We start from the raw sequence: 22,224 nt of genomic DNA, 5'->3' as shown, positions 1-22,224 counted from the left end.
GGCGCGAAACCGCGCCTTAGGGTGTTCTCCGTCACGCAGCGCGGCTCCATGAAGTGCAGCAGATAGTCGGCGCCGCCGGCCTTGGTGCCGGTGCCTGAAAGGCCAAAGCCGCCGAAGGGCTGGCGGCCGACCAGGGCGCCGGTGATGCCGCGGTTGAGGTAGAGGTTGCCGACGTGAAATTCCTCCCGTGCCTGTTGCAGGTGGCCGGGGCTGCGGCTGAACACTCCGCCGGTGAGGGCCTGGCTCGTGGCATTGGCCCACTCCAGCGCCTCGTCGAAATCAGCAACGCGCATCAGCGCCAGGAGCGGCCCGAACACCTCCTCGTTGGCCAGGCGATGCTCGGGGCGGATGCCCTCGACCAGGGTGAGGGGCACGTAATAGCCTGGGCCCTCGGGAATCTCACTCTGATAAAGGAGGTGGCCTTCCTGCTGGGCCAGCTGGAGATACCGGCGGAGTTTTTTCACCGCCGCCGCCTCGGCCACGGGGCCGAGATAATTGGCCGGATCCTCCGCCGGACCCAGGCGCAGGGAGCGCACCGCCCGCACCAGGCGCTCGCGCAGGGCGGGGTAGATGCCGTCGAGCACGATGAGTCGCGAGCAGGCCGAGCACTTTTGCCCCTGAAAACCGAAGGCCGATTGTAGAATCGCCGGGATCGCCTCGTCGAGATCGGCATCCTCGTCGATGATGATGGCGTTCTTGCCGCCCATCTCAGCCACCACCTTCTTCACTTGGCGCTGGCCGGGGGCCAGGGTCGCGGCTTTGCGCAAAATGCCCAGACCCACCTCCTGGGAACCGGTGAAGGCGATGAGGCTCACCGCCGGGTGCTCCACCAGCAGATCGCCGATTTCGGCACTGGATCCCGGCAGGTAGTTGAATACCCCGGGGGGCAATCCGGCTTCGCGCAGCAGTTCGAGGAGCTTCCAACCGATGACCGGCGTCAGGCTGGAGGGCTTGTAGACCACCGTGTTGCCGGTGACCAGGGCGGCGGCCGCCATGCCGCAACTGATGGCCAGGGGGAAATTCCAGGGCGCGATGACCGCCGCCACGCCCTTGGGCTGGTAATGCAGGCGGTTGTCCTCGCCGGGCACCGATTCAAAACGCTCTGCATTGTCGAGACGCACCATCTCGCGGGCGTAGTATTCAAGAAAATCGATGGCCTCGGCGACATCGGCGTGGGCCTGATCCCATTGCTTGCCGATCTCCAATATCTGCCAGGCGGCCAGCTCGAAATGGCGCTTGCGCGCCTGGGCGGCGGCGCGCAGCAGTAGGGCGGCACGTTCCATGGCGGGCGTGGCGCGCCATTGGGGCAGGGCGGCCTGGGCTGCCGCGACGGCTTCCTCGACCTCGCCGGGACCGGCCTGGCTGACCTGGCCGATGATTTCCTCGGGCCGCGCGGGATTGACCGAATTGCGGGTTTGTTCCGCGGGCAGTTCCGTGCCGTTGATGTACAGGGGATAGGTGGCGCCCAACCATTGCCGCACCTGGGCGAGGGCCTGGGCAAAGGCGGCGCGCTGTTCGGGGCGGGTGAAATCGGCTGCCGGTTCGTTATGGAAGCTGCCCGATGCCTGGCCCGCCGGCGCGGCGACCGCCGTTTGCGGGTTGCGCGTCGTCAGCAGGGTGCGCGGGTCGACCAGCAGTTTGTCGATCTCCTCGCCCTCGGCGAAGCTCTGGCGCAGGAAGGATTCGTTGGCGGTATTCTCCAGCAGGCGCCGCACTAGATAGGCCATGCCCGGCACCATTTGGCCGAAGGGGCAATAGAGCCGCACCCGACCGATCTGATCGCGCAGGGCCTGGCGCACCGGCTCGGCCATGCCATGGAGCACCTGGAATTCGTAGCGCTCCGGCGGCACGCGCAGGGCGCGCGCCATTTCCAGCACCGCGGCGATGGAGCGGATATTGTGGGAGCCCACCGCCAGGTCGCAGAGATCGCTGTGCTCGAGAATCCTGTAGGCGAGTTTCTCGAAATTGGCATCGGTGGCCGCCTTGTCGGTGAACACCCGCACCGGCCAGCCGTTCTGCGCGGCGTGCACCGTTTCCATGTCCCAGTAGGCGCCCTTGACCAAACGGATGTTGAGGTGCAGATCCTTCTTGCGCGCCCAGGTCAGCAGCAGGTCGAGATTGTCCTCCGTCTCCTTGTGATAGGCCTGCAGGACGATGCCGAGATGCGGATAGCGGGGATATTTTTCCCGCAGGCGGCGGTACATCGCCAGGGTGATGTCCTTGGTGCGGTGGGATTCCATGTCGATGCACAAAAAACCGCCCAAGGCCTGGACCCGGTCGTAGATCGGCTCCAGACGCGCCGTGACGGCGTCGATGGAGCCGTTGAAGTCCTGCGGCCGGATCTGGGAATAGAGCGCCGAGGGCTTGACCGAGACGTTGATCTTGGGTGCATAGCCCCAGTCGCCGCCGGGTCCCTCGAGTTGCGGCCGCAGGGGCGCCCATTTGTCCTGCGCCTCGCCCAGGCGCTGGAGCAGGTCCAGGTAGGTCGCGACATAGTCCTCGGCGTCCTCCTCGCTGATGGTGGCTTCGCCCAGGGCGTCGAGGGTAAAGGCGAAACCCTCCTGGCGCAGACGACCCAGGTGGCGGACGGCCTCGGCGGCGGTTTCGCCGACGATGAACTGCTCGGCCATGCGGCGGATGTTGCGGGCGAGGAAGCGCCGCAGCACCGCGCCGCCCAGGCGCCCGGTGACGCCCGAGGTGCGCAGCCCCCAGCGCAGAAACTCGGGCAGATCGTCGAGATCGCCGAAATATTCCTGCAAATGGCGCTGCAAGGCCTCGCCGCTGCGGATGGCGGGAAAGACGTCGATGAAGCGGAACATGCGCACCTTGAAGCTCTCCTCGCGCATGCACCAGTCGAGCACCTTGCCCGCCCAGAGATCACGGTTGAACAGCGAAGGTTTGTGATCAGCGATGGCGGCGAACAGCTCCCGGCCCCGGGCGCGAATGCGGTCGTTGCGTTGTTGATCGGTCATGGCAGGCCTCGGCGGCGATTTCAGGGGTTGCGAGGTTCTTGGCTTTTCTCTGGAAAGTCTAGCAGAGAACCGAGGCGCCGCAGGTGGGGGGGGATGGTGCGAGCAAAGGGCGGGGCTGATTGGGATGGGACGCCGCCTGAGCGACGTCCCGCATCGTGTTCCGGGTGGGTCAATTCCCGGAGGCGGCCACGCGTTGCAGCGCCTCATCGCTCCATCCCCCACCCAGTGCCTTGATCAGGGATACGCCGGCCTGCAGCCGCTGGCCGAGGATGCGCGTGGCGGCGCGTTCCGAGGCCAGGGCGGTGCGCTCCGCGTCGACCACTTCGAGATAGCTCACCAACCCGGCGCGATAGCGCTTGCCGGAGAGTTCCGCCGCCTCCCGCGCGCTGCGGGTGGCCGTGCTCTCGGCGTCGTACTGTTCGGCAAGATGGCGCAGGTCGGACAGGGCATCCTCCACCTCGCGAAAGGCGATAAGCAGGCTCTGACGATAGAGGGCCACGGCTTCCTCGTGCAGCGCTTGCGCCTGTTCCAGCCCGGCGCGGTTGCGCCCGGCATCGAAGATGGGCAGGGACAGGGCCGGCCCCAGGCCCCAGGCGCGGTTGTCCCAGGAGAACAATGACGAGAGCTCGCTGCTGCCCCAGCCGGCGCTGCCGGTGAGGCGCACCGCCGGGAAAAAGGCGGTCTGGGCCACGCCGATGCGGGCGTTGGCGGCGGCCATGCGCCGTTCGGCGGCGGCCACGTCGGGGCGGCGTTCGAGCAGCGCCGAGGGCAGGCCCGGGGCGATGGCCGGCGGTTCCAGGTCAAGGGGCGCGGCGGCCAGTACCAGGCCGGCCGGCGGTTCGCCCGCCAGCACGGCCAGGGCATGCTCGAATTGGGCGCGCAGACGGCGCAAACCAGCTTCCTCGGAGCGGGCCGAGGCCAGCTCCGTTTCGGCCCGCGCCACGTCGAGGCGCCCGACCTGACCGTTTTTAAAGAGGCTTTCCACCAGGCGCAAATTTTGCGCGCGCAGCTCCAGGGTGCGCTCCAGCAGGGCAATTTCCGCATCCAGGGTGCGCAGGCCGAAATAGCTGCGCGCCACTTCGGCATGCACGATCAGCAGCAGGTTGTGCAGATCGGCGGCGCTGGCCTGGTATTCGGCGCCCGCCGCTTCCACGGAGCGACGCACCCGCCCCCAGAGGTCGATTTCATAGCTCAGATCGAAAGGCACGTGCAGGGCGGTGGCGGTGAACGCCCCGCGGCCCGGCGCCAGATCCTCGGGGGTGCGCCCGCGCTGCACGCTGGGATCGAGATCCAGGCGCGGCAGCAGGTCGGCCTCGCTGATGCGCGCCGCGGCGCGGGCTCGTTCCAGGCGCGCCAGGGCGGCGCGCACGTCCTGGTTGGCGATGCGTGCCCGCTCCTGCAGATCATCGAGGGTGGGGTCGCCGTAAAGCCGCCACCAGGCATCCTTGGGCAGGGCATCGGCGGGGGTGGCCTGCTTCCAGGGTGCGTCCTCGCGATAGACCGGCGGTGTCATCACCTCGGGGCGCTGGTAGGCGGGGCCCAGGGTGCAGGCGCCGAGGAGCAGCGCCGTCAAGCCGATCAAGGCCGGTTTTGCCGGAAAAAAGTCAAGCATACGCAATCCTTGCTTCAGAAGAGAATGAGGTTATCTATGCCGCGCTGTCCGCCGGAACGGCCTCGGCGGCGGCTTCGCTGTCCGGCTCCTTGACCGCGATCCGGCGGCGGGCGATGAGCAGGTAGGCGGTGGGCACCACGAACAGGGTCAGCAGGGTGCCCAGGGTCATGCCGCCGAAAATCACCCAGCCGATGGCCTGGCGGCTTTCCGCCCCGGCGCCGCCGGCCAGGGCCAGGGGCACGACGCCGAGCACCATGGCGCCGGTGGTCATGAGAATCGGCCGCAGGCGCAGGGTCGCCGACTCGATCACCGCCTCGAGCTTGCTCAGGCCCTCCTCGCGCAACTGGTTGGCGAACTCGACGATGAGGATGCCGTGCTTGGTGATGAGCCCGACCAATGTCACCAGGCCGATCTGGCTATAGATGTTGAGGGTATGCCCGGTCAGCCACAGGGCGCCCAGGGCGCCGGTCACCGACAGAGGCACGGAAAGCATGATGATGAAGGGATCGAGAAAGCTCTCGAACTGCGCCGCCAGCACCAGGTAGATAAAGGCCAGGGCGAGCAGGAAGGTGACGTAGAGGCTGGCGCTCGATTCCTTGAATTCGCGCGACGGACCGTCGTAGTCGACCACCGCCCCGGCCGGCAGGACGCGCTCGGCGATCCTTTCCAACTCACTCAGGGCCTCGGACAGGGCGTAGCCCGGCGCCAGGTTGGCGGTGATCTTGGCGGCGCGCAGCTGGTTGAAATGGTTGAGCTCGCGCGGCGCCACCGTTTCCTCGACGCGCACCAGGTTGGAGAGCTGGATCATCTCGTCGCCGCGCCCGCGCACGTAGATGGCCGAAAGGTCCGAGGGGCTGGCGCGGTCGGCGTCTTCCACCTGCACCACGACATCGTACTGCTTGCCCTCGCGCTTGAAGCGCGTCACCTGTCGGCCCCCGAGGAGGGTTTCCAGGGTGCGGCCGATGGTCGCCACTTCCACGCCCACATCCAGCGCCTTGTCGCGATCGACCTGCACCGCGAGTTGTGGCTTGTTGAGCTTGAGATCCGTGTCGAGATTGAGGAACCCCGGCCATTCGCGCGCCTCGGCGAGCACGGCGTCGGTCATTTTCTGCAACTCCTCGTAGGGCGCGCTGGTCTGAATGACGAACTGCACCGGCTGGGCGATGGCGCTCTGCCCCAGGGAGGGCGGATTCACGGCAAAGGAGAGAATGCCGGGGATTCCGCCGAACAGCTGGGGCTGCATCTCCTGGGCGATGTCCTGTTGCTTGCGCGCGCGCTCCTCCCAGTCGGTGAGGCCCGAGAAGGAGATGATCTGCGAGACCACGGGAAAGCCGGTGACGACGAAATAGCGCTCCACCTCGGGGGTGGCGGCGAACACCTGCTCCATCATGCGCGCGTAGCGGTCGGTGAAGGCCACGGTGGCGCCTTCCGGAGCGATGCCCACGCCGACGATGGTGCCGCGGTCCTCCGTGGGGGCCAGTTCCGACTTGAGAAGGCCAAAGAGAAAATAGGCCGAGCCGGCGGTCAGCAGCCCGACCAGAACCACCACAGCGCTGGCGCGCAGGGATTGGCGCAGCAGCCAGCGATAGCCGTCGGTCATGCGCACCATGCCCTTCTCGATGACGTTGTACAGGGGATGATGGCTGGTTCGGTGACGCAGCAGCTTGGAGCACATCATGGGCGAGAGGGTCAGGGCGACGAAGCCCGACACCAGCACCGCCCCGGCCAGGGTCAGGGCGAATTCGGTGAACAGCCGCCCCGTGCGCCCCTCCATGAAGCCGATGGGGGCATAGACCGCCGCCAGGGTCAGGGTCATGGCGATGACCGCGAAGGCGATTTCGCGGCTGCCCTTGAAGGCCGCCTGCACCGGTGAAAGACCGTCCTCGACATGGCGGTAGATGTTTTCCAGCATGACGATGGCGTCGTCGACCACCATGCCGATGGCCAGCACCAGGGCGAGCAGGGTCAGGGTGTTGATGGAGAAGCCGAAGGCGTACATGATGCCGAAGGCGCCGATCAGCGACACCGGGATGGTGACCAGCGGCACCAGGGTCGAGCGCACCGAGCGCAGGAAAAAATAGATGACGAGGATGACCAGCACCACCGCCTCGGCGATGGTGGTGAAGACGTTCTTGATCGAGCGGTCGATGAAAATCGAGCTGTCGTAGGCCACCTCGACGCGCATGCCGGCGGGCAGGGCTTCTTCAATGCGCGGCAGCATTTCCCGCACGCCCTGGGAAATGTCGAGGGGGTTGGCGGTGGCCTGGCGCACCACGCCGAGGGCCACCGCCGGCTGCCCCTTGAAGCGCACCACGGTGCGTTCGCTGCGCGCGCCGAGCTCCACCCGTCCCACATCCTTGAGCCGCACCAGATAGTCGTCGACGCGGCGCAGGATGAGCTCCTCGAACTGCTCGGGGGTGCGCAGGTCGGTTTCGGCGAGCACGGTGAACTCGCGCTCCCGCGATTCGATGCGGCCCGAGGGGATCTCGACGTTTTGCTGGCGCAGGGCGTTTTCCACGTCTTGCGGGCTGAGGCGGTAGGCCGCCAGGCGCGCCCGGTCGAGCCACACGCGCATGGCGTAGCGTCGGTCGCCGAGGATCATGACGTTGGCCACCCCCTGGATGTTCTGTAGGCGGTCCTTGACGAAGCGGTCGGCGTAGTCGGTGATTTCCAGCGGGCTGTGATTGCTCGACGAAAAGGCCAGGTAGATGGTCGGTTGGGCATCGGCCTCGACCTTGCTGATGACCGGCTCGTCGACCTCGTCGGGCAGCAGGCCGCGCACCCGCGAAACGCGGTCGCGCACGTCGTTGGCCGCCTCGTCGGGGTTGCGGGTGAGTTTGAATTTAATGGTGATCTGGCTTTTCTCGGGACGCGACACCGAGGTCAGCACGTCGATACCCTCGATGCCGGCCAGGCTCTCCTCCAGGGTCTGGGTGATCTGGGATTCGATGATTGCGGCGGTGGCCCCGGGATAGACGGTTTCGACGTTGACCACCGGCTCGTCGATCTTGGGATACTCGCGCACCGAAAGGCGCTGGTAGCTGATCAGGCCGATGAGCACGATGACCAGGCTCATGACCGTGGCGAGCACCGGGCGGCGGATGGAGATGTCGGACAGCACCATGGCGTCAGCCCCCGTTCCCGCTCGCGGCGCCCGTGGCGGGCAGCACCGTGACCGGCATGCCGGGACGCACCTTGATTTGGCCGGCGGTGATGACCGTATCGCCCTGCTCCAGGCCGCGCAGGATTTCCACCAGGCCGTCGCGGCGCAGGCCGAGTTCGACCTCGACAACCTCCACCTGGCCGCCGACCACGCGGTACACCAACTGGCGGGTGCCTTCGGGCACCAGGGCTTCCTCGGGCACCATCAGTGCCGCGTGCCGCTCTTCCAGCACCAGGTTGACGCGGGCGAACATGCCGGGGCGCAGCACCCCGTCGGCATTGGCCACCTTGGCGCGCACCAGCAGGCTGCGGCCGTTGACGTCGACCTGGGGATCGATGGCGAAAACTTCTCCGGCAAAGGCCCGGTCCGGCACGGCGTCGACGCTCACGGCCAGACCCTGTCCGGTTTTGATGCTGGCGGCAAAACCTTCCGGAACGCGGAAGTCGACCTTGATAAGATCGATGTCGTCGAGGGTGACGATGGCCTCGCCGGGGTTGAGGTAGGTGCCCACGCTGACCCGGCGCAGACCGAGCAAACCGGAAAAGGGTGCGCGGATCACGGTCTTGGCCAACTGGGCCTCGGTCAGGCGCAGACTGGCTTCATCGAGACGCCACTGGGCAAAGGCTTCATCGCGCTCACGTTCAGAAATGGCCTGATCCTTGAGCAGCACCTCGGCGCGGCGGATGTTGGCCTCGCTCAGGCCCAGGCTGGCCGCCGCGCGATCGCGCTCGGCCTGGAGCACCGACGGATCGAGACGCACCAGCACCTGGCCGGCGCGCACCCGCTGCCCTTCGCTGAGGGCGAGCTCGCTCACCTTGCCGGCGATTTCCGCGGTGACGACCACCGCTTCGTTGGCATGCAGGGTGCCCACCGCCGTCAGTTGGCGATGGGCCGGAGCGATCCGTACTTCCACCGCTTCCACCGGCAGTCCCGGCGGCGGGCCGGCCGGTGCCTCCGCGGCGGACGGCTCATCGGCCTGGGAGTTGGGCAGGCTCATCAATAAAATGGCCGTCAGCAGACCGATGAGAATCAGCGTGGGCCAGGCAATCAGCAGGAGGCGACGGCGGGTGACGGATTTCAGGGACATGCTGGACCTCGTGAATGAAAAGGGAGTGAATGCTCACTCCGAAGCAGAAGACAAAAAAAAGATTTCCGATATACTCAGCGCTTGAGCCCGTCCCAGCAGGCGTCCACGGTGAGGCGCACCAGATTGTCATCGACCGGCTGGCGGCCGCTGATATGCTCCTTGGCGAGGGCGACGATGGGGCCAAAGGCAATGGATTCGAGCACCGGCATGGGGGCATCCTTGATGATCTGCTGACTGCGCGCCTCGGCCAGCAGTTGCCGAATGATCTCGGATTCCTCGGGGAACTGCGGCTCGCCGGCAAAGGCGTAGGGCGAGTAATGGTATTGCTCCATGAAGCGAAATTCCTGGGGCTCGGCGATGAACCAGCGCAGCAGGCGGGTGAAGAGCAGGATAAAGCGCTCGCGGATGGGCTGCTCGCGGGGATAATCGGCAAAAATCCGGGCATGGGCGCTGGCGTGCAGTTCGTGGAAAACCGCGTGGATGAGGGCGTCCTTGTCCTTAAAGTAGCGGTAAATGGTGCCGACGCCGACGCCGGCGCGCTCGGCGATGAGGGAGGTGGGCGCACCGTGAAAGCCGCGCTCGGCGAACAGAACCAGCGCGGCATCGAGAATGGCGCGCTGCTTGTCGGGTTTGGTTTCGGACATGGCAAAACCTTTCTCGGAGTGAACGATCACTCCGCACTATAGTTACAAAAGATCTTGCCGTCAAGGATTCCGATGAATACGAGCGCTCAGCGGCAGGAGTCAGCCGAGATCGAACAGCAGAAAGCGCGCGGTCTCCAGGGCATGCAGTTGCAAGGTCTTCTCTTCGCTCAGCGCCGCTCCGTCGCCCGCCATCAACCCCTGTCCATTCAGTTTTAGGCGACCGTCCACCATTTGCAGCCAGGCGTGGCGGCCGGGAGCCAGGGGCCGGACGTGCGCATCGCCGTTGTCGAGCAGGCCGTAATAAACCCGCGCGTCCTGGTGGATGACCGACGCGCCGTCGTCGCCCTCCGGTGAGGCAAGCAGTTGCAGGCCCGGCTTGGCGAGATCGAAGCTTTTCTTTTCATAGCCGGGAGGCAAACCCTGGCGTTCCGGAAAAATCCAGATCTGAAAAAAATGCACCGGCTCGCGGTCGGACGGGTTGTATTCGCTGTGGCGAATGCCGGTGCCGGCGGAGAACATCTGCAACTCGCCGGGGCCGATGGTTTCGCGGTTGCCGAGGTTGTCCCGGTGTTCGAGGGCGCCGCTGATGACGAAGGAAAAAATTTCCATGTCACGGTGTTCGTGCATGCCGAACCCGGCACCGGGCGCGACGCGATCCTCGTTGATGACCCGCAGTTGGCGAAAGCCCATGTGACTCGGGTCCTGATAGGTATGAAAGGAAAAGCTATGGCGGCTTTCCAGCCAGGATTCACGGCCGAGGCCACGCTCGGCCGATGGGCGGATGCGGATCACAGGGACCTCCCGCTTAATGATTGTGGCCGTGGCCGGCCGCTGCGCGTTCCGGATCCAATTTATTGCTGAGCAGACGGTCGATGGACAGGGCGCCGGCGCCGCGGATCAACAACGCCAGGGACATGCCGATGGCCAGCAGGTGAAATTCGAAGCCTTCACCCGCTTGGTTGCCCGACCAGTTCATGAAGAAGCCGTGAGGCAAATGGACCAGGAAAATGGCGCCGAGCATCACACCGCCGATGCCCAAGGCGGCGATGCGGGTCAGGGCACCGAAGATCAGGCCGAGGGCGCCGAAAAATTCGGCCAGCACCACCAACAGGGCGAGAAGATAGGGAATCCCCATCGTCTCGGTGAAAAAGCCCATGGTCCCTGCAAAGCCGTAGCCGCCGAACCAGCCCAGCAGCTTCTGGGCGCCGTGAGGAAACATGACGATGCCCAGGGCCAGGCGCACGAACAGCGCGCCGTAATCGTTTTCGGTATGAAGCAGTTTGTTCAACATGATCAGCCTCCCCGGTCGTGGGACGGATGAATTTGGCTTGTGCTCTATATTAGAAATCTTACCTTTGTGGTTATCTATGTCAATGCTCAAGAAAATGACTGACGAATGCATTTTTTCTGCTAGGTTTAGAAAATGGACTGACTCGGGAGGAGCTTGGCCATGAGCCTCAAGGATATTCTCTATCGTCGTAGCATTCGAAAATACACCGCCGAACCCGTCGCCGAGCCGGATATGGAAGATCTGCTGCGCGCCGCCATGGCCGCGCCCTCGGCGGGCAATGCGCAACCCTGGCACTTCGTCATCCTCACCGAGCGGCGCCTGCTCGATGCCATCGCCGATTTTCATCCCTACGCGGGCATGACCCGCGAGGCGCCGGCCGCCATCCTGGTCTGCGCGGATCCGTCCCTGGAGAAATATCCCGGCTATTGGGTGCAGGATCTGAGCGCGGCGGTGGAAAACCTGCTCCTCGCCGCCCAGAGCAAGGACCTGGGCGCCGTCTGGGTCGGCATCTATCCGACGGAAGAGCGGGTACGCAAGGTGCGCGAACTCCTCGCCATTCCAGAACCGATCATCCCCTTCGCCCTGGTGCCCTTCGGCCATCCGGCGGAAAAGAAACCCCCGTCCGAGCGCTACAATCCGGAGCGCGTGCATCGCAACGGCTGGAAGGGCTGATGAAGATTTTGGGTCTTGTCTCGTCCTGTCGTTGATCGGTCATGATCCTTTTTGATCAGATCTGATCGGGTCCCTTTCGCTTGAACATTTAAATCATTCCCAAGGAGGCATTCCATGTCCGCAACCACCTTCAAGGCCCTCATCGTCGAGGAAGCCGAGCCGAAAAAATTCACCCGCCGCATCGGCGAGCGCCAACTCAGCGACTTGCCGTCCGGGGATCTGCTGATCCGCGTGCGCTATTCGTCGCTGAATTACAAGGACGCCCTCTCGGCCACCGGCAACAAGGGCGTCACCCGCAACTTCCCCCATACGCCGGGCATCGACGCCGCCGGCGAGGTGGTGGAATGCACCTGCGGCCGCTACCAGCCCGGCGACCAGGTGTTGGTCACCGGTTACGACCTGGGCATGAACACCCCCGGCGGTTTCGGCCAGTACATCCGCATTCCCTGCGAATGGGCCGTGAGGCTGCCCCAGGGGCTGAGCCCGCGCGGGAGCATGATCCTCGGCACCGCCGGCTTCACCGCCGGGCTCTGCGTCTACAAGCTGGAACAGGCAGGCGTGGTGCCCGGCGACGGTGAGGTTCTGGTGACGGGCGCCACGGGCGGCGTCGGCAGCATCGCGGTGGGCATCCTCGCCCGGCAGGGCTACCGGGTGACGGCGGTCACGGGCAAACCCGCCGCGGCCGACTTCCTCAAAACCCTGGGGGCCGCCGAGATCCTCTCCCGCGAGGCGGTCCTCGAGGGCGCCGAGCGCCCCCTGATGAAGGAGCGCTGGGCGGGAGTGGTCGACGTGGTCGGCGGCGACCTGCTGGCGGCGGCCGTCAAGGCCACGCGCTACGGCGGCGCGGTGAGCTGCTGCGGATTGGTCGGATCCCCGGATCTCAACCTCAACGTGTTCCCCTTCATCCTGCGCGGGGTCAGTCTCCTCGGCGTCGATTCGGTGCAGTGCCCCCTGGAGCCGCGCCTGGAGGTGTGGGGCAAGCTGGCGGGGCCCTGGAAGCCCGCGCACCTGGAAGAAACGGCCCAGGTATGCACCCTGGAGGAGTTGGAGGACCGAATCCACGCGATCCTCAAGGGGCAGCTTCAGGGGCGCGCCCTGGTGGATCTGGGATGATGCAGGACGCCGGACACCTGACCCGGGAGGCGCAACGCAGGAGAATCCAGGAGATTTGCCATGAGTGAACTGGTTTTGCTGGAGGTGGCGGACGGCATCGCCACTCTGACCATCAACCGTCCCCAGGTGATGAACGCCCTCAACAACGAAACGCTGCTGGCCCTGCGCAACCGCATCGACGCTCTCGACAGCGATGCGCGGGTCCGGGTGATCATCCTCACCGGCGCCGGGGAGAACGCTTTCGTCGCCGGCGGCGACATTTCGGCCATGCGGGATTTTGGTCCCCTGGAGGCGCGCGCCATGGCGCAGCAGGCGCAGGAGGTGCTCAATGTCATCGAGCGCTGCGGCAAGCCGGTCATCGCCGCCGTCAACGGGTATGCCCTGGGCGGCGGCTGCGAGTTGGCCATGGCCTGCGACCTGCGCATCGCCGGGGAGAAGGCCCGCTTCGGCCAGCCCGAGGTCAATCTCGGCATCATTCCCGGCTGGGCGGGCACCCAGCGCCTGGCGCGCCTGGTGGGCAAGGGCCGGGCGCTGGAGTTGCTGTTCAGCGGCGAAATGATCGATGCCCAGGAAGCCTGGCGCATCGGTCTGGTCAATCGCGTGGTGCCCCAGGAACTGTTGCTGGAAGAAACCCGCAAGTTCGCCCGGGTGATCGCCGCAAAAGGGCAGGTGGCGGTGCGCCTGTGCAAGGAAGCGGTGGTCAACGGCCTGGAGATGGATGGCCTGCGCGCCGCGCGCTACGAAGCGGAGTTGTTCGGGCTGTGCTTTGCCACCCAGGACCAGAAGGAGGGCATGAGCGCCTTTCTGGAAAAGCGAAAAGCTAAGTTTCAAAATTGTTGAACCGAATCTTTTTTGTGAACAAGCGCCGGATTTGCTTTTGGGATGCTATAATAAAAATGCTTTCCTGGAAGTTATGCGGCAAATGCATCCTTTTGCCGCAGGCGGAAGGCGGAAAGGAGACAGGGTTCATGAAACGGCTGACGACATATCTGGTCACTCTCGCCCTGCTGGTCGGGCTCAGCGGCTGTGCCGCCATGACCCCGTCGGGCACCGATGCCAAAGTCAAGTGTCCGGCCTGCGGGTATGAGTTCGAGGTCCCCAAAGTTCATAATTAATCCCCTTGAGCGCCCCTAGCCGCCGGCGGCAGGGGGCGTTTCCTTTTCTTCCTTCCCCGCTCGAGCGGTTTGCATCGGGAAGAAATATTTGCGAAACTGAAGCCCTTCGCGACCAGTCCAGGGAGGGTTCATGTTTCGCTTTATTCACGCCGCCGATATCCATCTCGACAGTCCCCTGCGCGGACTGGAAGCCTATCCCGATGCCCCCCTCGATGAAATCCGCGGCGCGACCCGCCGCGCCTTCGACAATCTCATCGACCTGGCCCTGGACGAGCAGGTGGCCTTCGTGCTGCTGTGCGGCGATCTCTATGACGGCGACTGGAAGGATTACAATACCGGCCTGTATTTCGCCCAGCGCATGGGGCGCCTACGCCAGGCCGGCATCCGCGTGTTCATGGTTTCCGGCAATCATGATGCCGCGAGCCACATCACCCGCCATCTGCAATGGCCCGACAATGTCCAGGTTTTTTCCAGCAAAAAGCCCCAGACGGTATTGCTGAAGGATCTCGGTGTCGCCCTGCACGGCCAGGGTTACGCCCAGCGCGCCCAAAGCGACAACCTGGCCGCCGCCTATCCTCAGGGGCATGCGGACTGGTTCAACATCGGCCTGCTGCACACCGCCCTCAACGGTCGACCGGGCCACGAACCCTACGCGCCCTGTTCCCTCGATCAACTGCGCGCCAAAGGCTACGACTACTGGGCCCTGGGCCATGTGCATCAGCGCGAGATTGTCCAGGAGGCGCCCTGGGTGGTGTTTCCCGGCAATCTCCAGGGGCGCCACATCCGTGAAACCGGCTCCAAGGGCTGCACCCTGGTGACGGTGAAGGACGGCGTCGTCGAGGCGGTGGAGCATCGCGTTCTCGACGTGCTGCGCTGGGCCTGCTGCAGGGTGGATCTGAGCGGCGCGGCGAGCGAGGAAGAGGCCTACGGGCTGGTGCGCGCCGCTTTGGCCGAGCACAAAGCCCAGGCCGAGGGTCGGACCCTGGCCCTGCGCCTGATCCTCGACGGCCGCACGCCGGTGCATGCCCTGCTGCATGGCCAGGCGGCGCGCTGGACCGAGGAGTTTCGCGCCCTGGCTGCTTCCTTCGGCGATCTCTGGCTGGAGAAGCTGCGCTTTGGCACCCAGGCCGATACCGATCTCGGCGCCGATCTCGGCGATGACTCGCCCTTTGCCGGTTTGTTGCGCTTTCTCGCCGAGGTGCAACTTGAGGGGCATCGTCTCTACGATCTGGTGCCCGAGCTCGGGGAATTGCGCAACCGCCTGCCGGCGGAACTTCTCGGCGGCGAGGATCCCTTCGACCCAACCGAGGCCGGGCAGCTCGCGGAGTTGCAGCAGGACGTACGCGAACTGCTCCGGGCGCGCCTGCTCAGTTCGGGGAGGCCCGCATGAAGCTGGCGCGTCTCGAACTCAAGGCCTTTGGTCCCTTCACGGATAAAATCCTGGATTTTTCCGGGGCGCTGCCGGGCCTGCACATCGTCTTTGGCCGCAACGAAGCGGGCAAAAGCAGTTCGCTGCGCGGGCTCAAGGCACTGCTCTACGGGTTTCCCGAGCGCACCACCGACAACTTCGTGCATCCCAACGAGCAGTTGCTGGTGAGCGGCCGGCTACACAGCGCCGATGGGCGCGAACTGGTGTTTCAGCGGCGCAAGAAGCGCAAGGCCGATCTGCTCGATGGCCAGGGCGATCCGTTGGACCCAGGCGAACTGGCGGCTTTTCTCCACGGCATCGAGCCCGGAGTCTTCGACGCCCTGTTCGGCATCGACCATGAAACCCTCGTCAGCGGCGGTCAGGAGATTCTCGAGCAAAAGGGGGATGTGGGCCGCTCCCTGTTTGCCGCGGGAACCGGCATCGCGTCCCTGCGCCGCATCCTCGACGACCTGCGCGAGGAAAGCGAGGCTCTCTACAAGGCGCGGGGTGCCAAGCCGGAAATCAACCAGGCCTTGGCCGATTTTCGCGACCAGCAAAAGATCCTGCGCGAGGCGGCCCTGGCCGGCAGCGACTGGAAAAAGCTGCAGCAGGGCCTGCACGAGGCGCAAGAGGCTCTGGACCAGCTGCGCGAGGAGCAGCGCCAGTGCGAGCGCCTCCGGCGCCATCTGGAACGCCTGCGCCAGGCCCTGCCGCAATTGGTGCAGCGCCGCGCCCTGCTGGACGCGCTATCGGCCTTGGGGGACGTCATCCCCCTGCCGGACGATTTCAGCCAGACGCGCCGCCGTGCCGAGGAGCAGAAGCGCGCCGCCGATCAACGCCTGCGCGGTGCCCGGCAGCGCCTGAGCGATCTCGCCCAGCGCGCGGCGGGGCTGACTCCGCCCCGGACCTTGCTCGATCAGGCCGGGAGCGTCGAGGAACTGGCGCGACGGCTCGGCGAATACCGCAAGGGTTTGCAGGATCGCCCCAACCTCGATGGAAGGCGGCGCCAGCTCAAAAGCGAAGCCGGCGACCTGCTGCGGCAGATTCGCCCCGATCTGGCCCTGGACGCGATGGAAAGCCTGCGGCCCCTGCTGGCGCGGCGCAAGACCATTCACCAGTTGGGGGCGCGTCGGGAAGCCCTGGAGCAGAGTCTGCGCGGCGCGGAGCGTCAGGTCCGCGAACTTTCCGGAGAACGGGAAAGGCTGCGTCAGGCCCTGGCCGAAGGGGGCGCGCCGCCGGATGCCGAAGCCCTGCAGCGGATGCTCAACCGCGCGCAGCAGGCGGGGGAGGTGGACGAGGATCTGCGTGCGCGTCGCCGCGCCCGGGACAGCGATGAGCAGGGTCTCGCCGCCGAGCTCAAGCGCTTGGGGCTGTGGAGCGGTCCCTGGTCGGCGCTGCTCGAGCTTGGCCTGCCTTTCGCGCAGCGACTCAACCAGGAAGAAGAGCGGCAGCGGCGCTTGCTTGACGAACAGGCGCGCTTGCAGCGCCTGCGGCAGGAGTTGCAGGACCAACATCGACGCCTGGCCCAGGACAAGGCCGAGATGGAGGCGGGCGGCGAACCGCCCACGGAACAGGAACTGCGGCGGCTGCGCCGCAGCCGCGATCAGGGCTGGCAATTGCTGCGCCGCCAGTGGCTGGCGGGCGAGGACGTCGCCGTCGAGGCGCGCGCCTATCATGCCGAACTGCCCCTGCCCGAGGCCTTCGAGCAGGCCATGGGCACGGCGGATGAGACCGCGGATCGCCTGCGCCGCGAAGCCGCGCGCGTTCATCAATACGCCGCGCTGGTCGTGCAAGGCGATGCCGTTGCGACGCGCCTTGTCGAGGTGCGGCGGGAAGAGGAGGCGCAGGCCGCGGCCGCCGCGGAGTTTGAGCGGGATTGGCAGGCCCTCTGGGCACCCTGCGGCATTCGCCCCAGGTCCCCGCGGGAGATGGTTTTGTGGTGCGCGGAGATGGAAAAATTGCGACTGCGGGTGGAAGCCTGGCAGCGCACCGGCGCCGAGCTTGCCGATCTTGACGAGCGCCGTGGACGGCTGCGCCAGGCGCTGCTGGATGAACTCGTCCGTCTGGGCGACGGCACGGCATTGCGCGGGGAGGAATTGGGCGAGGTTCTGCGCCACGCGCTAAGGGTCGCGCGGCGCCTGGAACAGGACGCGCGGCAGCGCGCCGAGCTGGCCGCGCGGCTGCGGGATCTGGAAAGCTCCCTGTTGCGCGCTCGGGGGGAACACGAGGAGGCGCGCAGCGCTCTGGACGCCTGGCGCGATCACTGGCACGGGCTGCTGACCGACCTCGGCCTGCCCGCCGACGCCTTGCCCGGCGAGGTCGACGACTTTGTCGAAACTCTGCAGAAATGCTCTGATCTGCTGCGCCAGGCCGAGGACTTTCACAAGCGCATCGAGGGCATCGATCGCGATGTCCAGAACTACGTCGCCGCGGTGCGCGCCTTGCAAGCCCAGGTCGCCCCCGATCTGGTTGACATGGAGCCCGATCAGGCCCTGGTCCAGATCCAGTCCCGCCTGAATCGGGCGCGCGAGGAGCACAGCCGCCTGCAACAGCTTGCCGAGGACCGCCTCCAGCTCGAAGACGACATCCGTCAGGCCGGCAGCGAATTGCAGGGGGCCGAGGGCGAGCTGGCACGGCTCTGCCGCATGGCCCGCTGCCCCGACGTGGCGGGTCTCGATGGTGCGGAGCGCCGCTGGACGGAGTATCGGCGGCTGCGCGAGCGTCTTGCCGATGTGGAGGCCAACCTGGTGCGGATCGGCGAGGGCCTGAGCCTGGCCGAGCTCGAGGAGCAGGCCGGGCAGGTTGACGCCGATGAACTGCCGACGCGCCTAGCCGAATTGTCGCGCGAGATCAGCGAACGCCTCGATCCCGAAGCCAGCCGCCTCAACCAGAAAATCGGCGAAATCCGCACCGAGCTGCAACGCATGGACGGCGGCCCCCGCGCCGCCCTGGCCGCCGAACAGGCCGAACGCACCCTGGCCCGCCTGCGGCGCCTGGTGGAACGCTACGCGCGCCTGCGCGTCGCGGCCCAGGTGTTGGACCATGAAATCGAGCGCTACCGCGCGCAAAATCAGGATCCGCTCCTGGCCCTCGCCGGACGCCATTTCACCGCCCTTACCCTCCACGCCTTTTCCGGCTTGCGCGCCGATGTCGGCGACCAGGGCCAACCGATCCTGGTCGGCGTGCGCGCCGACGGCCGGCTGCTCGATGTCGCCGGCATGAGCTCCGGTACCCGCGACCAGCTCTACCTCGCCCTGCGCCTGGCCTCCCTCGAATGGCGCCTGGAACGCCACGAGGCCATGCCCTTCATCGTCGACGACATCCTCATCAACTTCGATGACGAGCGCTCCCGGGCGACCCTGCAAACCCTGGCGGAGTTGGGACGCCGCAATCAGGTGATCCTCTTCACCCATCACCGCCAGGTGGTGGAAACGGCGGAAGAGCTCAGGGAGGCGGGGTTGGTGGCGGTGCATGTGCTCTAACTCTGGTGCCCGGGCGACCAAGGTCCGCCTGAGCCTCATTTTGCTTACCTGATCCCTTTACTGTATTGTTTTTAAATAAATATTTTTCGGGGAGTGCCTTATGTCATTCGAACTCTCGACGATTGCCCTATCGGTTCTGGAAAAAAGTCCCTTTCAGGTGTTCTGTGTCGATGAAGCCGGGAGGATTCAATTTATCAATGACTGCGCCTGCCGCGAACTGAGCACTTCGCGGGAGGAACTTCTCCTCCAGAGTTTTTTCACCGTCTGTCCCTATCTGAGTTCATCTTCCTGGCCGGAGCGCTGGCGGCACATTCATGAGGGCCTCTGCCGGGAATTCGAGGTTCAGCAAAGACTCCCTGATGGCAGGAACCGCGAGCTCAAGGTCAGTGTGCAGCCTCTTATCCTGGGCACCGAAAAAATGGCTTGCTTTTTTGTGCGGGATATTTCTGAGCAGAAACTCTTCGCGCGGCAAATGCAACGCAGTCATGCCCACTTTGAGGCATTGGCGCAAATTGGAATGATGACTGACAAGTCGATTATCGAAATTTGCGATTTCGCCTTGGAGGGGATTGTCAAGATGACCGAGAGCGATATCGGTTATATCTATTTCTATTCCGAGGACCGTCAACAGTTTTCCCTGTATTCCTGGTCTCAGGAGGTGATGAGCCAGTGCTCGATTGTCGATCCGCAAACCGTTTACGATCTGGACAAAACCGGTATTTGGGGAGAACCGGTGCGGCAAAGGCGGCCTATGGTCGTCAATGACTATCAAGCCCCCCACCCCTTGAAAAAAGGTTACCCGCCGGGGCACGCCAAGCTTTTTCGCTATCTCACCATCCCCGTGTTCAATGGGCGGGAAATCGTGGCGGTGGTCGGCGTTGCCAACAAGGCCACGAATTACGACGAGGCCGATGTGCGGCAGCTGCAGTTGTTCATGGAGGGGGTGTGGCGGTTGATTGAGCGCCGGCGCATGGAGGAGGAACTGTACCAGGCCCGCGAGCTTGCCGAAGCGGCGAATCGCGCCAAAAGTGAATTTCTTGCGACCATGAGCCATGAGATTCGCACTCCCATGAGCGGCATCATTGGTATGGCCGAATTGCTGCGTCTGACGCCCATCAACGCCGAGCAGACGCAATATCTCGATTTCATGCAGGCGAGCGCGGAAAATCTGTTGGGTCTCATCAATGACATTCTCGATTTGGCGCGGATTGAGGCAGGCAAGATCAGTCTATCCCAAAGCGATTTTTCCCTGCGCGGCATTTTGGAGGAAATTTGCGCATCCCAACGGCACCTGCTCGCCGCAAAAAAATTACGGCTGGAGGTGGATGTCGACCCCTCTCTGCCGGATGTGCTGGTTGGCGATGCCACCCGGGTGCGGCAAATTCTGCTGAACATCCTGGGCAATGCCGTGAAGTTTACCGAGGCCGGACGCATATTTGTGCAGGCAAGGGTTTTCGAGCAAAGAGGACAAGGCGTTAAGGTCAGGGTCAGCATCACCGATACGGGGATTGGCATGAACGCGGAAGTGCTCAGCCGGATTTTTTCCCCCTTTGAACAGGCCGATTCCAGCACCGCGCGCTATTACGGCGGCAGTGGCCTGGGTTTGTCCATCAGTAAAAGGTTGATGGAAATGATCGGTGGCAGCATCGAGGTGGAAAGCCAGGAGCAGCAGGGAAGCACTTTTCATCTCGTTTTTCCCCTTGAGAAACCCGGCCGGCGTCAGGAATCGGGCAGCCCTCCGGGCAAAGCAGCCAAAACCAGCGGATCGGCCTTGTCGTTGCGTATCCTGGTCGTGGAGGACGACGAAATGGTGCGCAATTATCTTTCCTCCCTGCTCGGGCACCTGGGACACCAGGCCGTCTGCTGCGCGAGCGGCATGGTCGCTTTGGCGCAATGGCAAAAGGATCCTTTTGACGTTGTGTTCATGGATATCGGCATGCCAAAGATGGATGGTTTCACGGTGCTCAGCCACCTGCGCCGATTGGAGGAGCAATGTGGCAGGCGGCAACCGGTCATCGCCCTGACCGCTCATGCCATGAAGGGTGATCGTGAAAAATGCCTGCAGGCGGGTTTTGACGAGTACCTATCCAAACCCTTCAAAATCACTGACGTCGAGGCTTTGCTGAACAGAGTGCCGAGCCGATAACCTGGCGATGACGCGATTTTGTTGTTTGGATGTCGAATCGATCATTCCGCGCGAAAAATGCCGTGGGCGGCAGGCAATTTTTTTCTGCCCCTGAAATCGTTGGGTAAATCGCAATTGATAACACACCGTCGAGCCTTGTCCGGCAGACGGCGACTTTTTGGGCTAAAATATGACCGAAGAACTCATGTATCCCATTCCGGGAGGTGAATCATGTTGCGTGCCCTTTTGGCGCTCGCCGCTTCGCTCCTGCCGCTCGCCATCCTGGCCTGTGGTGGCGGGGGAGGGGGCAGCGCGTCCAAGGATCCCCTGCCGCCGTCGAGTTTAACCCTGAGCTTCACGCCCGTGGCCGAAGGCTTGTCCAGGCCGACGGTCATCACCCATGCCGCTGACGGCAGTGGGCGGTTGTTTCTCGTCGAACAGTCCGGCACCATCCGCATCCTGCGCGACGGTGGATTGCTGGGCGCGCCTTTTCTGCAGATTGCCGATCGCCTGGTGAGCGGCGGCGAACAAGGTTTGCTGGGCCTGGCTTTTCCGCCGGGATTCAGCCAGAAAGGCTATTTTTATGTCAACTACACCCGCGCCGGGGACGGTGCCACGGTCGTGAGCCGCTTTTTCGTGTCGGCCGATCCCGATGTCGCCCAGCCTGATAGCGAGCAAATCCTGCTGACCCTTGCCCAGCCATTTGCCAACCACAACGGTGGCCAACTCGCCTTCGGTCCCGACGGCTTTCTTTATGTTGGCGTCGGGGACGGCGGCAGCGGCGGCGATCCCTTGGGCAACGGACAAGACCTTTCGTCCCTGCTCGGCAAGCTGCTGCGCCTCGATGTCGAAGCGGGTGTTTTTCCCTACGCCGTTCCCTCCGGCAACCCTTTCGTTTCCGTACCGGGTGCCCGCGACGAAATCTGGGCGAGTGGCCTGCGCAATCCTTGGCGCTTTTCCTTTGATCGCCTGAGGGGCGATCTTTTTGTCGCTGATGTCGGCCAGAGCCGCTGGGAGGAAATCAATTTCGCGCAGGCCGGGACCGCCGGGGGCGCCAATTACGGCTGGAATGTCCTGGAAGGCCCGGATTGCTTCAGCCCCGCCGTCGGCTGCACAGAGCCGCCGGACTACCTGCCGCCGGTGGCTTTTTACGGTCGTGAACTCGGTGTTTCCGTGACCGGAGGTTACGTCTATCGTGGCCCAGACAATCCTGGACTGCAGGGGTTCTATGTCTACGGGGATTTCGGCAGCGGCCGGATCTGGGGCCTAAGTCGCGCGGGGGGCGTCTGGGCGAACGAACTTCTCGCGGAAACGGACTTGAACATCTCCACTTTCGGTGAGGATGAGTCAGGCAGGCTCTATTTGGCCGATTACTCTGGCGGAAGGGTTTATCGGATTGATGAACAATGAGGTGGTGCAGGGGGAGGCACAACAGATCGGGCAGGAGCGAAAAAGAAAAGGGGCTGGCTTTTCAGCCAACCCCTTGATTTTCTTTTGGTGGAGCTAGGCGGGATCGAACCGCCGACCTCTTGAATGCCAT

15 protein-coding genes are annotated in these 22,224 nt (G+C 64.6%); 8 read left to right on the top strand and 7 right to left on the bottom strand.

Annotated elements, in window-relative coordinates; all coding sequences use genetic code 11:
* The 7 genes from pruA to QAT43_RS06540 form a co-directional block, all read right to left on the bottom strand.
* Positions 1-2,972: L-glutamate gamma-semialdehyde dehydrogenase (gene pruA / locus QAT43_RS06570; protein WP_305042251.1), on the bottom strand; the 2,972-nt coding region annotated here is incomplete at its 3' end.
* A gap of 169 nt (positions 2,973-3,141) precedes the next feature.
* On the bottom strand, positions 3,142-4,584 hold the full coding sequence (locus QAT43_RS06565) for an efflux transporter outer membrane subunit (protein WP_305042250.1): 1,443 nt from the start codon (positions 4,582-4,584) through the stop codon (positions 3,142-3,144).
* Between the two features lie 34 nt (positions 4,585-4,618).
* The gene (locus tag QAT43_RS06560) at positions 4,619-7,708 is read right to left on the bottom strand and encodes an efflux RND transporter permease subunit (RefSeq protein ID WP_305042249.1); all 3,090 of its coding nucleotides are present in this window, start codon (positions 7,706-7,708) and stop codon (positions 4,619-4,621) included.
* A gap of 4 nt (positions 7,709-7,712) precedes the next feature.
* Positions 7,713-8,834, bottom strand: a complete 1,122-nt coding sequence (locus tag QAT43_RS06555; RefSeq protein ID WP_305042248.1) for an efflux RND transporter periplasmic adaptor subunit — start codon at positions 8,832-8,834, stop codon at positions 7,713-7,715.
* Positions 8,835-8,908: 74 nt separating this feature from the next.
* A complete protein-coding gene (locus QAT43_RS06550; protein ID WP_305042247.1) occupies positions 8,909-9,478 on the bottom strand; it encodes a TetR/AcrR family transcriptional regulator in 570 nt (189 codons plus the stop codon).
* A 99-nt stretch (positions 9,479-9,577) separates the two neighbouring features.
* Complete coding sequence (locus QAT43_RS06545; protein WP_305042246.1) at positions 9,578-10,270, bottom strand: pirin family protein; 693 nt, start codon at positions 10,268-10,270, stop codon at positions 9,578-9,580.
* A 13-nt stretch (positions 10,271-10,283) separates the two neighbouring features.
* Positions 10,284-10,769, bottom strand: a complete 486-nt coding sequence (locus QAT43_RS06540; protein ID WP_305042245.1) for a DoxX family protein — start codon at positions 10,767-10,769, stop codon at positions 10,284-10,286.
* 159 nt (positions 10,770-10,928) lie between these two features.
* Here QAT43_RS06540 and QAT43_RS06535 point away from each other — a divergent pair, with 159 nt between their 5' ends.
* The 8 genes from QAT43_RS06535 to QAT43_RS06500 all read left to right on the top strand — a co-directional run bounded on the left by QAT43_RS06535 (position 10,929) and on the right by QAT43_RS06500 (position 22,094).
* Entirely contained in the window at positions 10,929-11,441 is a 513-nt protein-coding gene (locus QAT43_RS06535) for a nitroreductase family protein (protein ID WP_305042244.1), read from the top strand.
* A 114-nt stretch (positions 11,442-11,555) separates the two neighbouring features.
* Complete coding sequence (locus tag QAT43_RS06530; protein ID WP_305042243.1) at positions 11,556-12,554, top strand: YhdH/YhfP family quinone oxidoreductase; 999 nt, start codon at positions 11,556-11,558, stop codon at positions 12,552-12,554.
* A 60-nt stretch (positions 12,555-12,614) separates the two neighbouring features.
* The gene (locus QAT43_RS06525) at positions 12,615-13,394 is read left to right on the top strand and encodes an enoyl-CoA hydratase-related protein (protein ID WP_305042242.1); all 780 of its coding nucleotides are present in this window, start codon (positions 12,615-12,617) and stop codon (positions 13,392-13,394) included.
* 128 nt (positions 13,395-13,522) lie between these two features.
* Positions 13,523-13,669: a hypothetical protein gene (locus QAT43_RS06520; RefSeq protein WP_305042241.1), complete on the top strand. Its 147-nt coding sequence runs from the start codon at positions 13,523-13,525 to the stop codon at positions 13,667-13,669.
* A 130-nt stretch (positions 13,670-13,799) separates the two neighbouring features.
* Positions 13,800-15,059, top strand: coding sequence for a metallophosphoesterase family protein (locus QAT43_RS06515; RefSeq protein WP_305042240.1), 1,260 nt, complete (start codon positions 13,800-13,802; stop codon positions 15,057-15,059).
* Positions 15,056-18,559, top strand: a complete 3,504-nt coding sequence (locus tag QAT43_RS06510) for an ATP-binding protein (RefSeq protein WP_305042239.1) — start codon at positions 15,056-15,058, stop codon at positions 18,557-18,559. The genes QAT43_RS06515 and QAT43_RS06510 overlap by 4 nt, the downstream gene beginning before the upstream one ends.
* A gap of 100 nt (positions 18,560-18,659) precedes the next feature.
* Positions 18,660-20,705, top strand: a complete 2,046-nt coding sequence (locus tag QAT43_RS06505; protein ID WP_305042238.1) for an ATP-binding protein — start codon at positions 18,660-18,662, stop codon at positions 20,703-20,705.
* A 210-nt stretch (positions 20,706-20,915) separates the two neighbouring features.
* A complete protein-coding gene (locus tag QAT43_RS06500; protein WP_305042237.1) occupies positions 20,916-22,094 on the top strand; it encodes a PQQ-dependent sugar dehydrogenase in 1,179 nt (392 codons plus the stop codon).
* The last annotated feature ends 130 nt before the right edge of the window (positions 22,095-22,224 follow it).

It is taken from the genome of Geoalkalibacter sp., assembly GCF_030604225.1.
In the GTDB taxonomy this organism is placed as follows: Bacteria; Desulfobacterota; Desulfuromonadia; order Desulfuromonadales; family Geoalkalibacteraceae; genus Geoalkalibacter.
The sequence above is the reverse complement of the archived record's forward strand: the minus strand, read 5'-3'. Positions and strand labels throughout refer to the sequence as shown.

Excerpts from the sequence above, each read along its gene's own strand:
- QAT43_RS06515 (WP_305042240.1), top strand. The coding sequence starts at position 13,800 with ATGTTTCGCTTTATTCACGCCGCCGATATCCATCTCGACAGTCCCCTG.
- QAT43_RS06525 (WP_305042242.1), top strand. The coding sequence starts at position 12,615 with ATGAGTGAACTGGTTTTGCTGGAGGTGGCGGACGGCATCGCCACTCTG.
- QAT43_RS06535 (WP_305042244.1), top strand. The coding sequence starts at position 10,929 with ATGAGCCTCAAGGATATTCTCTATCGTCGTAGCATTCGAAAATACACC.
- QAT43_RS06560 (WP_305042249.1), bottom strand. The coding sequence starts at position 7,708 with ATGGTGCTGTCCGACATCTCCATCCGCCGCCCGGTGCTCGCCACGGTC.
- QAT43_RS06555 (WP_305042248.1), bottom strand. The coding sequence starts at position 8,834 with ATGTCCCTGAAATCCGTCACCCGCCGTCGCCTCCTGCTGATTGCCTGG.
- QAT43_RS06510 (WP_305042239.1), top strand. The coding sequence starts at position 15,056 with ATGAAGCTGGCGCGTCTCGAACTCAAGGCCTTTGGTCCCTTCACGGAT.
- QAT43_RS06565 (WP_305042250.1), bottom strand. The coding sequence starts at position 4,584 with ATGCTTGACTTTTTTCCGGCAAAACCGGCCTTGATCGGCTTGACGGCG.
- QAT43_RS06530 (WP_305042243.1), top strand. The coding sequence starts at position 11,556 with ATGTCCGCAACCACCTTCAAGGCCCTCATCGTCGAGGAAGCCGAGCCG.
- QAT43_RS06500 (WP_305042237.1), top strand. The coding sequence starts at position 20,916 with ATGTTGCGTGCCCTTTTGGCGCTCGCCGCTTCGCTCCTGCCGCTCGCC.
- QAT43_RS06520 (WP_305042241.1), top strand. The coding sequence starts at position 13,523 with ATGAAACGGCTGACGACATATCTGGTCACTCTCGCCCTGCTGGTCGGG.
- QAT43_RS06550 (WP_305042247.1), bottom strand. The coding sequence starts at position 9,478 with ATGTCCGAAACCAAACCCGACAAGCAGCGCGCCATTCTCGATGCCGCG.
- QAT43_RS06505 (WP_305042238.1), top strand. The coding sequence starts at position 18,660 with ATGTCATTCGAACTCTCGACGATTGCCCTATCGGTTCTGGAAAAAAGT.
- QAT43_RS06540 (WP_305042245.1), bottom strand. The coding sequence starts at position 10,769 with ATGTTGAACAAACTGCTTCATACCGAAAACGATTACGGCGCGCTGTTC.